The organism is Aurantimonas aggregata (assembly GCF_010500835.1).
GTDB lineage: Bacteria > Pseudomonadota > Alphaproteobacteria > Rhizobiales > Rhizobiaceae > Aurantimonas > Aurantimonas aggregata.
This window is the reverse complement of record NZ_JAAAMJ010000001.1, coordinates 304,754-316,789: the sequence shown is the minus strand read 5'-3', so window position 1 is coordinate 316,789 and position 12,036 is coordinate 304,754. Positions and strand designations below refer to the sequence as shown.

Here is a 12,036-nt window from a genome sequence, read left to right as displayed (position 1 = left end):
GTCGCCCTGCACCCGCGCGGTGCAGGCGATCCGCGGCGGCGACTGCACCATGGCCCTCGTCGGCGGCGTCAACACGATGGTCACGCCGGAGGGCCATATCGCCTTCGCCAAGGCGGGCATGCTGGCCCCGGACGGGCGCTGCAAGACCTTCTCGCCGGATGCCGACGGCTATGGCAGGGGCGAGGGCGTCGGCATGATCCTGGTCCGGCGCCTGTCGGACGCCGAGCGGGATGGTGATCCGATCCTGGCGATCGTGCGCGGCACCGGCATCAACCATGGTGGACACGCCCAGTCGCTGACCGCTCCCAACACGCGGGCGCAGGCGGATCTGTTGCGCAGCGTCTACGCGCGCGCCGGGGTCGATCCGCGCAGCGTCGGCTATGTCGAGGCACACGGCACGGGCACGGCGCTGGGCGATCCGGTCGAGATCAACGCGCTGAAGTCGGCGTTCCGGTCGCTTCCGGAGCGAGACGAAGGCATCGCCGGCGTGGGTTGCGCGATCGGCGCGGTCAAGACCAATATCGGCCATCTGGAGCTCGCCGCCGGGATGGCCGGGGTGATCAAGGTGCTGAAGCAGATCGAGCACCGCCAGATCGCGCCGAGCCTCCACTGCGAGGCATTGAACCCGTTCATCGATCTCGGCGACAGCCCGTTCGAGATCGTGCGCGGCCAGCGTCCCTGGATGCCGGCTCGCGATGCGTCCGGTGCGGCGCTGCCGCTTCGGGCAGGGGTCAGCAGCTTCGGTTTCGGCGGCGTCAACGCGCATGTGATCCTGGAGGAATACCGGCAACCGGCCCCCCTGCCGGTTGCGGCGGCGCCGGGCGCGCAGCCACCGGCGATCGTTGTCCTGTCGTCGCGCGACGGCGAACGTCTGAAGGAGAGTGCTCAAAATCTCCTCGCGGTGCTGGACAGCGGAAGAATCGGTAACGCCGATCTGCACGACCTGGCGCACACGCTTCAGGTCGGTCGCGCCGCCATGGCGGAGCGCCTGGCCGTCGTCGCAGCCTCCGTCGCGGCGCTGCAGGCACAACTGGGTCACTTCCTGGCGGGGGAGAGCGCCGCTGATCTGCATTTCGGGCGTGCCCACGTCAACGCGGATGCACTGTCGCCTGGCGCGAAGCCGGCCGACATCGCGCGCCACTGGGCGGGCGGCGGCACGGTGGACTGGCGCGCGATCGATCCCGCACCGCGCCGCCGGCTCAGGCTGCCGACCTATCCGTTTGCCCGCGATATCTATCGGATCGATGGAGACGGGGCGTCGAAGGCAGCGACGCGCGCAACGGCCACGCCGGCGGCCGAAGCGTCCTTCACCGATACGAGGCTGGAGGCCGACGCCTTCTATCTGCGCGACCATCGGGTGCAGGGCAGCCGGATACTCCCCGGCGCGATGAGCCTGGAGCTCGTCCGCCGCGCAGCCGCCGGGGTTGACGGCGTGGGGACGGCGACGCTCTCCGGCCTGACCTGGCGCCGGCCCCTCGAGCTGAACAGCGGCACGATCGACGTCCGGGTCGAGACGACGGCAACGAGGACGGCAAGTTCCGGCTTCCGCCTGGTCGCGAGGGACGATCCGCAGTCGGATTATGTGCGTGGCACGGTCGCGGCGACGACCCCGGCGGAAGCGCCGCAGACGATCGATCTCGAGTCGTCGAAGGCCGCCTGCCGACGCGTACACGATCCAGATTGGCTCTACGCGGCTTATGCTGCGCTCGGCATCGCGTATGGGCCGAGCTTCCGTTCCGTTGTCGGCCTCTGGTCCGGCAACGGCCAGGTATTGGCGCAACTGCGGCTGCCAACGGCAGAGGCGTCCGGCTGTTATCTGCATCCGGCCATGCTCGACGCCGCCTTTCAAGCAGCGATGGCGTTGTTCGTTGATGACGACGACGCCCAGCTGGCCCTGCCTTTCGGCATCGAGCGGATGGAGGTGTACGCCCCGACCACCGGCGCGATGTGGGCGCATCTGCGGACCGTCCCCTCGGGCGCGGCGATCCGGAAGCTGGACATCGATCTCGCCGACGAATCGGGCCGGCTTTGCGTCCGCATTGAGGGGTTCTCCCTGCGCCGGCTGGCCACGTTGCCCGAAGGCCGAACGTTGCCAGGCGTCGCTCCGGAAACCGCAACGCCGGGGCGGGACGTCGCGGAGACCTATTTCGTCGGGTTGGTCGCCCACGCTTCCGGCATGGACGCCGCGGCCATCTCGGTTTCGGCGCCGCTGGAGGAATACGGCATCGACTCGATCATGATCACGCGCCTGACCGATCGGCTGGAGGAGGATTTCGGACAGCTGTCGCGGACATTGTTCTTCGAGCACCAGACGCTCGGCGCGCTGATCGGCCATTTCCGCGAGCGGCATGGCGCGCGTCTCGCTTCGGTCGCCGGCGCCCAGCCAGAGCGCGTCGCGCGTTCCGCTCCCCCTCAGGCCGCGTCCGGAAGCAGCCGGAAAATCTCGGGCAGCGGCGAGCCGATCGCCATCATCGGTCTCGCCGGTCGCTATCCCGGTGCGCGGACGCTGCCAGAATTCTGGCGGAATCTGGCCGCGGGGCGCGACAGCGTTACCGAAATCCCCGCCGACCGGTGGGACCATCGCCGCTTCTTCGATCCGCAGCGGCAGGCGGGCAAGACGACCAGCCGCTGGGGCGGCTTCGTCGACGGCCACGACCGGTTCGATCCGCTGTTCTTCAACATCGCGCCGCGCGACGCCCAGTTCATCGACCCGCAGGAGCGGCTATTCCTGCAATGCGCCTGGGAGACGCTGGAGGACGCCGGTTACACGAGAGATAGCATCGCGCCCGGTGCCGCGGGGGGCGGCGACGTCGGCGTCTTCGTCGGTGTCATGTACCAGGAATATCAGCTCTACGGCCCGGAACGCAGCGCGCAGGGACAGCCGATGGCGCTGACGGGCAGCGCCGCCTCGATCGCTAACCGGGTTTCCTATTTCTGCAATTTCCAGGGGCCCAGCCTTGCCGTCGACAGCATGTGCTCCTCGTCGCTGACGGCGATCCATCTTGCCTGCGACAGCCTGCGGGCCGGAAGCTGCGCGGTCGCGCTGGCCGGCGGCGTCAACCTGACGCTGCACCCGAACAAGTACCTGGCTTTGGCGCAGGGCCGCTTTCTCTCCAGCACCGGGCGCTGTGAGAGCTTCGGCGAAGGTGGCGATGGCTATGTTCCGGCCGAGGGCGTCGGCGCTGTCCTGTTGAAGCCGCTGCGGCAGGCGGAAGCCGACGGCGACCGGATCCATGGCGTGATCCTCGGCTCGGCGCTCAACCACGGTGGCAAGACCAACGGCTACACGGTTCCCAATCCAGCGGCGCAGGCGGCGGTGATCGCGGCGGCGATGGCCAGGGCGGGCGTCCGCCCGGGCGAGGTCAGCTATGTCGAGGCGCACGGCACGGGCACCAGCCTGGGCGACCCGATCGAGATCGCGGCGCTTTCCCAGGCCTATGGCGGCGAACGCGCGGGCAGCGTCGCGATCGGGTCGGTCAAGTCCAATATCGGCCATGGCGAGAGCGCCGCGGGCATCGCAGGGCTGACAAAGCTTCTCCTGCAGATGCGGCACAGCCAGTTCGCGCCATCCCTGCATGCAGAGACGCTGAACCCTAACATCGCCTGGGACGAGACACCGTTCCGGGTACAGCGCGAACTGCAGCCGTGGGAGCGGGAAGCGGGTGGCCTGCCACGGATCGCCGGCCTGTCCTCGTTCGGGGCCGGCGGGTCGAACGCGCATGTCATCCTCGCAGAGTATCGCCATGCCGATGAACCGGCCGCCGAGCCCCGTCCCGACATCTATCCGCTGTCGGCGCGCAGCCCGGAGCGTCTGCAGGCGGCCGCCGAGAGCTTGCTGGCGGCGCTAAATGACCTGAACGCAGCGGACCTGCCTGCCGTGGCCCACGTCCTGCAGGAGGGCCGGGAAGCCTTCGAGGAGCGGCTCGCCATCGTTGCCGGCAACAAGGACGAACTGGCCGAGAAGCTGGGCGGAGTTCTCTCGGGCCGGGAAACTGCCGGGACGGTTCGCGGGCGCGCCCGGCGTGTGGCGGGGGAGGACGGTCATGCTCCCGGGCCGGAGGCCATGGCCGAAGCATGGGTCCGGGGCGTGGCGATCGACTGGGCGGCTCGGCGTACGGGCCTGCGGCCGCGGCCGGTCAGCCTGCCGACCTATCCTTTCGCCACGGAGCATTGCTGGCTGCCGGATGCCGCGGACGCGGCGCCCTTGCCAACCCCGGCCGCCGCCAGCCGGCTAGGCCTGCCGCTTCTCTTCGCGCCGGTCTGGCAGGAGCGGCCGCGCCGGTCGGCGGTACTGCCGCCGGAAACGTCGCGGCTCGTCATCCTTTGCGGCGTCGACGACGCCAGCTTCCACGACGCGTCGCGCGCCCGGTCGGTCGATATCGTGCGGCTGCAGGCGTCGGCCGGCAGCATCGATGAACGCTATGCCTTCTACGCGGCTCGGCTGATGGAACTGCTGCAGCGGCTGGCGCGCGACCGGCCGGCGGCGGCCGTCGTTCAGGTCGTCGTGCCAGCCACGGGCAGGGACGCTCCGCTGGAGGGCCTGGCCGGCATGCTGCGTTGCGTGTCCCTGGAGCATCCAACGATCGCCTGTCAGCTGGTCGCGGTCGAGACGGGGGTCGACGGTCTTCCGACCCGGCTGGCCGAGGACGCCGCGCACGCGGCCGGCGACCGCGACATCCGCCATCTCGCCGGGCGCCGTCTCGTGCGATCCTGGCGGGAGGCAACGCCCGGCGACGCCGCCATCGCGTCGCCCTGGAAGCACGGCGGCAGCTATCTCCTCACCGGCGGCGCCGGTGGAATCGGCCTGCATGTGGCCGGCGCCATCGCCGCGGCCGGCGGCCATGTCGCGCTCTGGCTGACCGGCCGTTCGCCCCTCGACCCGGGTATCCGCCAGCGCCTGGAGGCGCTGGAAGCGGCCGGCGCAACCGCCCGCTATCGCCGCGTCGACCTTCTCGACGAAGCGGCCATGTCGGCCCTGCTGCGCGAGATCGAATTGGCCGACGGGCGCCTGGCCGGGGTCTTCCACGGCGCGGGTATCTCCCGCGACGGACGTTTCCTCGGCAAGGATGCGGCGACGCTGCGCGCCGTGCTGGCGCCAAAGGTTGCCGGCACGCGGATTCTCGACGCGGCGATCGGCGATCGACCGCTCGACTTCATGCTGCTCTTCGCTTCGGCGGCCGGGGCGGTAGGCAATCCCGGACAAGCGGACTACGGGGCGGCGAACGGTTTCCTCGATGCGTTCGCCACGGCGCGCAATGCCGAGGTCGCCAGGGGCTTGCGACAGGGCCGGACGATCGCCGTCGACTGGCCCTATTGGCGCGACGGCGGGATGCAAATGCCCGACAGGGCCATAGCGGCCATGGCCCGCGAAGTGGGCGCGCGGCCGCTCGAAACCGGCCCGGCGCTCGCGGCGCTCGCGGCCGTCCTCGCGATGCCGGACGAGCAGCTGCTCGTGCTCGATGGCGATCACGACCGGCTGCGCCGGCTCATGCGTCTCGCGGATGTGGCGCCACCCCCGGCCGAAGCTGCTTCTGCAGCCCCGGTGGTGGCGGGTACTGTCGCCGACCCGGCGGGCGCTGCCGACCGGCGGGCACTCGTCGCCACCATCCTGTCCTGCTTCTCGGCCGTTCTCGGCATCGCCGAAAGCCGCCTGTCGCTCGACGACACGATCGATCGCTTCGGCGTCGACTCGGTCTCCGCGACGCAGATCGTCGAGGCGATGGAAGCAAGGCTCGGCCCGTTGCCGCAGACGCTGCTGTTCGAGTTCCCGACGATCGGCCGGCTGGCCGATGAGCTGCTCGCGCGGCAGGCCGCTGCGGTGGCGACGACTCAAGAGCTCATTGTCAACGCGAATACCCCGGCAGTTGAAGGCCTGCCAGCAGGGGCTTTTCAGGATCAGGAGGCCGCGAGCAGCCGGGACATCGCGATCATCGCCGTCGCCGGACGCTATCCGGGCGCGGATACGATCGAGGCCTTCGGTGCGGCACTTCGCGCGGGGCGCGACGGCATCACCGAGATCCCGCCGGATCGCACGGAGCTCCTGCCACGCTTCTCCGAGCGTAAGGGCGAGCCCGGCGCCAGCTATTGCCGATGGGGCGGATTCCTTTCCGATGTCGACCGGTTCGACGCAGCGTTCTTTGGCTACAGCCCTCGCGCGGCCGCGCTGGCCGATCCGCAGGAACGCCTGTTCCTCCAGACCGCTTGGCATCTCCTCGAGCGCGCCGGCCATACGCGCGCGCATCTTGCCCACCACTACGAGGCGCGCGTCGGCGTCTTCGTCGGTGCGATGTACAACCAGTATCCCGCTCTGGCCGTCGACTCCGACAGTCGCGCAATGCTGGCGCTGTCCTCCTATTCCGGCATCGCCAACCGGACCTCGTTCTTCTTCGACCTGCAGGGGCCGAGCATCGCGGTCGACAGCATGTGCTCGGCCGGCCTGCAGGCCGTGCACCTTGCTTGCCAGAGCCTGCGCGCCGGCGAATGCCGGCTGGCGATCGCCGGCGGCGTCAACCTGTCGATCCATCCGGCCAAATACGAGGCGCTCAGTCGCGGCGGGCTCGTCGGCAGCGATGCCGGGAGCCGGCCCTTCTCCGGCGGCGACGGCTACCTGCCGGCGGAGGGCGTCGGCGCGGTCCTGTTGAAGCCGCTGCGGGACGCGCGACGCGACGGCGAACGCATCCTCGGCGTGATCAAGGGCAGTCTCGCCAATCATTCGGGCCATTCCGCCGGTTACGCAGTGCCCAGTGTCGACGCGCAGGTGCGTCTGCTGGACGGTGCGTTCCGCAGGGCCGGCATCGACAAGGCGACGATCGGCTATGTCGAGGCCGCCGCCAACGGATCGTCGCTCGGCGATGCGATCGAACTGCGCGCCTTGACGCGGGTCTTCGCCGAGGCGGCACCGGCCTCGATCGCGCTGGGATCGGTGAAGGCGAATATCGGTCATGCCGAGGCGGCTTCCGGCCTGGCGCAGCTGACCAAGGTGCTGCTGCAGTTCGACCAGAAGAGCCTGTTTCCGTCCCCGGGGCTGGGTTCCGCATCAGCAGCAGACGCTTTCCACGGCACGCCCTTCACGCCACAAACAGAGTTGCTGCCCTGGGCTGCGCCGGTGACCGGGGGTGAGCCGCAGCCGCGGCGGGCGACCGTCAGCGCCTTCGGCGCAGGCGGATCGAACGTCCATCTCATCCTGGAGGAAGGGCCGATCCCGCCTGACTCGATTGCCGAGGCGCTGGGGCCACGGTTGTTTCCGGTCTCTGCACGCACCGACGCCCATCTCGCCGAGCTGCGCCTTCTGCTCGCGGATCATCTGGCCGCCACGCCGGGCCTGTCGATGGGAGCCTTGTCGCGGACCCTCATCGAGGGCCGCGAGGCGTTCGATTGCCGGATCGACATCGTCGCGACGGACCAGGTGGAGCTAGCCCGCAAGCTCGCCGATCAAGGCCACCGGGAGAGTCCGGAGACATTGGCTACGGCGTTCGTGGAAGAGGCGGCCCTCCCGGCGATGCTGGTCCTGCCCGGCTATCCTTTCGCGCGCGAACGCCATTGGCTGCCGGGCGCCGCGCCCGAACAGGCGGGCGCGGGCGCATCGGCAGCCCTTCCGCCGCCCGCTGCTTCGCCGCCAGCGGCCGAGCCCGGCGAAACGCCGCTCCGGCTCATCAGCCGGACCCTCGCTGCCGAACTCGGCCTCGCCATCGAGGCCATCCAGCCAGACGATCGCTTCGACGCCCTCGGCGTCGATTCCATGATCCGCATGCGGCTGATCTATGCCGTCGAGGCCACCAGTGGGCTGATAGTCGATCACCGGACGCTCGCGACGCACCAGACCCCGCGCGCCCTTGCCGCGTTCGTGGAGGGCGAGGAGCTCCCGCTTCCCGTGGCGACGGTCCCTCGCGCGCCGGATCGGGGCAATGGCCGGGCCTTCGCCTGTCCGCTCGGCGAGAGCCAGAAGGGCCTCTGGGTGCTGCAGCGCCTCGTGCCCGAACGCGGCGACTACAATGTCCCGCTGGCCTTCACGGTCCGCTCCGTTGATGCATCGGCCCTCGACGCGGCGCTGGCGTGGCTGACGCAGGAACATCCGCTGCTGGCGTGTCGTATCGTCGATGACGGAAAGGACGTCGCCCTGGCCGCAAGGTCGGATGCCGTCCGCGTCCGCGCCGTGGCGATGCCGAAGGAAGTGGAGGCCGCGGAATTCCTGCGGCAACGGGTCCTCGCCCCGTTCGATCTCGGCCAGGGCGTGTTCCGGGCCGAGCATGTCAGCGGCGGCCGGCTGGCGATGGGCGAGAGCGTCGTCCTGCTCGTCGCCCACCATATCGTCACCGACGGTCTCTCCAGCGCCCTCATCGCGCAGCGATTCTGGGCCGCCTACGACCATTTCGCCACCGGAGCCGCCTTGCCGGAGCCGGAGCTTGGGGCGGACTATGCCGACTTCGTCGCCTGGGAGACCGCCTTTGCCGCATCGGCCGAGGGGCAGGCGCAGAAGGCCTATTGGCTGGATCGGCTCGCAGGCCCCCTGCCGCAACTAAGGCTGCCATCGCAGGCGATCGCCTGCCCGCAAGCGACCGCCGATGGTCGCGTCCTCGAATGTCGCTTGCCGCCGGCCATGACGGAACGGCTGCGCGAGGCCGCGGCGCGGCTCGGATGCGGCGCCGCGGCCTTCTACCTCGGCGCGTTCGCGACGCTGCTCTATCGCTACACGGGGGAAACGGACCTCGTCGTCGGGGTGCCGACCTTGCGGCGGCCGTCGCGCCGCTTCGCGTCCACGGTCGGCTACTGCGCCAACATGATCGCGCTGCGGCTCGCTCTCGATCCGGCGCGTCCCTTTGCCGATCTGGCCGCCTCGGTTCAGGGAGCGCTCGCCGAGGGCTTGGACAACGCCGACTATCCCTTCGCCGCAATCGCCCGCGAACGGGGCGGGACCGCCACCGGGGAACCACCCTACCAGGTGACCTTCGCCTACCAGAACTTCGGTTCCGAGGCAGGGGACATGTCGCCTTTCGCGCGGGGCGGCGTATCGCATATGGCCCATATCCGCCAGATCGGCGACACGGCGCTCGGCCTGGAGGTCCAGGACGATGCGAGCGGCGCGCTGCTGGTCGTGACCTATGACGGCAATCGCTTTTCCGACGGCATCGTCGAGGCCATGGTGGCGCATCTGCGCCGCATTCTGGAGGTCGCGATCGCTCCGGTGGCGCCGGCACCGTCCGTCCTGCCCATGCTGACCCCGCCGGAGATCAACCGTTCGCTGCACCATTGGAGCCGCAGTGGGGCCCTGCCGGCCGCCGCGCCGCCAATCCACGAGCAGATATTCGCCCAGGCGGAACGGACGCCCGCGGCAATCGCGATGGCCGCGGGCCCGACGCGCCTAAGCTACAGGCAACTGGTCGCCCGCGTCCGGCAGATCGCGCGGCTGCTTCGCCGGCAGGGTGTCGGGCCGGGTGACGCCGTTGCGGTGCTGCTGCCGCGCGAGCCGGATATGGTGGCGGCGCTCGTCGCGGTCATGAGCATCGGCGCCGTCTGGGTCCCGGTCGATCCCACCTATCCCGACGCGCGCGTTTTAATCATCCTGCGTGATATCGGCGCGGTGCTGGTCCTTTGCCGCGGCTCGACGGCGGAGCGGGTCCGGGAGCTGGAAGGCGAGCCGTTCCCCGTGGTCGATCTCGACCGGGCGCGGCCCGGCCTCCTCGAACGGTTCGCCCGGCCCGTCGCGGTGACGGTCGGGCCCTCCGACCCCGCCTATGTCATCTACACTTCCGGCTCGACCGGGACACCCAAGGGCGTCGTGGTGTCCCATGGCGCGCTCTCCGAGCACTGCCAGGTCATCGCCCGGCAATACGAACTGACGGCGGGCGACGGGGTGCTGCAGTTCGCCTCGAGTGCCGTCGATACGGCCATCGAGCAGATCCTGCCGACACTGGCGGCGGGAGCACGGCTGGTCCTGCGGCCGGACCAACTTCCGACATCGGAAAGCTTCCGGGCCTTTCTGGCCGAGGCGCAGGTCACCGTGGCCGACCTGCCGCCGGTCTACTTGCAAGAGCTCTTGGCTTCATGGGAGCGCAGCGGCGCCGATCTGGAAGCGCTGAAGCTGCGCCTGCTGATCGTGGGCGGCGAGACCCTCGCCCCGGAGGTCGTCGCCCTGTGGGCAAGAGGCCCGCTTGCGCGGCGGCGGCTGCTCAATGCCTATGGTCCGACGGAAGCGACCGTCACGGCACTGGTGCATGAGGTCAGGGCCGGTGAGCAACTCATTCCCATCGGCCGGCCGCTGCCGGGAACCGAGATCTACATCCTCGACCCGGATGGCAACATGGTCCCGGACGGCATCGTCGGGGAGCTCCATATCGGCGGTAGGCGGCTTGCCGCCGGCTATCACGGGCGCGCCGACCTGACCGACCGGGCGTTCCGGGTTCATCGTCTCGGGGACCGGAGCGTGCGGCTCTACAGGACCGGCGATCTCGCCTGCTTCCGGCCGCGCAGCGGCGGGGTGGTCGAGTTTCACGGCAGGGCGGATGCGCAGGTGAAGGTCCGCGGGTTCCGCGTCGAGCTGGGCGAGATCGAAGCCGCGATCGGTGGCGCATCGGGTTGCCAGGAAGTCGCCGTCCTTGCAGAACGCTCGCTCAGCGGAGACGCCTCGCTGACGGCCTATGTGGGAGCCTGCGCTTCCGACTTCGACGAGCCCGGGGTACGGCAGCTCCTTTCGCAAAGGCTCCCGGCCCACATGGTGCCGTCCGTGATCGTGCGCCTCGACCGGCTGCCGACCACGACCAGCGGAAAGATCGACCGCGCCGCGTTGCGCAATGTTGCCAGGCCGGACGTCGCCTCGGCCGCGCCCCGCGCCCCGCGCGACGCGCTGGAGATGCAGATCATGGCGATCTGGATCGACGTTCTCGGCCTGGATCCGCAGGCCGCTGCGATCGGCATCGACGACGATTTCGCGTCCGTGGGCGGCAACAGCCTGCTGGCAGTGCGACTGCTCGGCCGGCTCGAGAACGCACTGGGAAGCGCGGTCTCGGTCGCCGATCTAGCCCATGCCTGCACGATCGCCGACCAGGCGCGATTGCTGCGCCAACGGGGATACAGGGAACGGGCGCGTGCGCCGGTAGACGTCGAAGCTCCGCCGTCCCTGTCGGCGAGAGCCCCGCAAATCGTTCTGCTGCAGCATCCGACCGACGGCGGATACGATGCGAAGACGCCGCTGTTCCTGATCCACGCGATTGCCGGGACGCTGACCTGCTACCAGACGCTGGTCGCGGAGCTGAATACAACCCGGCCGGTCTACGGCATCCGCGCCGTAGGGCTGGAGTCGGGCGAAGCCTGCGACGGGCGGAGCATCGAGGATCTTGCGGCTTCCTATTGCGATCAGATCCGGGCGGTCCAGCCGCGCGGGCCGTATCGGCTCTGCGGCTGGTCATTCGGCGGTGTCGTCGCGTACGAGATGGCGCGGCAATTGCAGCAGGCCGGGGAGGCGGTCGCGTTTCTCGGGCTGATCGATTCCTACACGCCGGACGAGCTTGCCGGACCAACGGGCAGTGCGGGCGACGACGGCGTCGGGCTCCGGGCCCGGAACTTCCTGCGCGACCTGTTCGGAATCGGCGTCGCGCCGGCGCCCGGCCAGGACGTCGTCGATTTCGTCATGGGCCTGCCGCAGTTGAGCATGGTTTTGCCGGGCGCAAGTGCGGACGACATCAGGCGCCTGTTCGCGGTCTTCTGCGTCCATTACGAGGCCTTCGCGGCCTACCGACCGGGAACGTCCGACACGTCGATCACCCTGGTGCGGTGCGAGGGAACGTCGGGCGGCATCGGCGGATGGCGCGGGGTCGCCCGCTCGCTGACGTTGCACCGCGTTGCCGGCGATCATTACGGCGTGCTTGTGGGGTCTGGGCTTGCCGAATGGCTTCCGATCCTGCGCGCGGCCTTGGATGGCCGCGATGATTGACCGTCGCGGGATGCCCGTCTCGGGCCTTGGCCGGCACCGCATGCTGGCGGTGGGGCGTCCGACCCCGTATAGTCTTCCCTTGTGCCGAGTTCCCCAAAGCGAGTCCGTCG

1 protein-coding gene is annotated in these 12,036 nt (G+C 69.9%); it reads left to right on the top strand.

Annotated elements, in window-relative coordinates:
• Positions 1-49 precede the first annotated feature (49 nt).
• Positions 50-11,926 (top strand): non-ribosomal peptide synthetase, encoded by an 11,877-nt coding sequence (locus GTW51_RS23800; protein ID WP_163042106.1) that lies wholly within the window; start codon positions 50-52, stop codon positions 11,924-11,926.
• Positions 11,927-12,036: the final 110 nt, after the last annotated feature.

What these genes read in the sequence shown, in the direction of transcription:
- GTW51_RS23800 (WP_163042106.1), top strand. Translation starts at nt 50, where the DNA reads ATGGCCCTCGTCGGCGGCGTCAACACGATGGTCACGCCGGAGGGCCAT.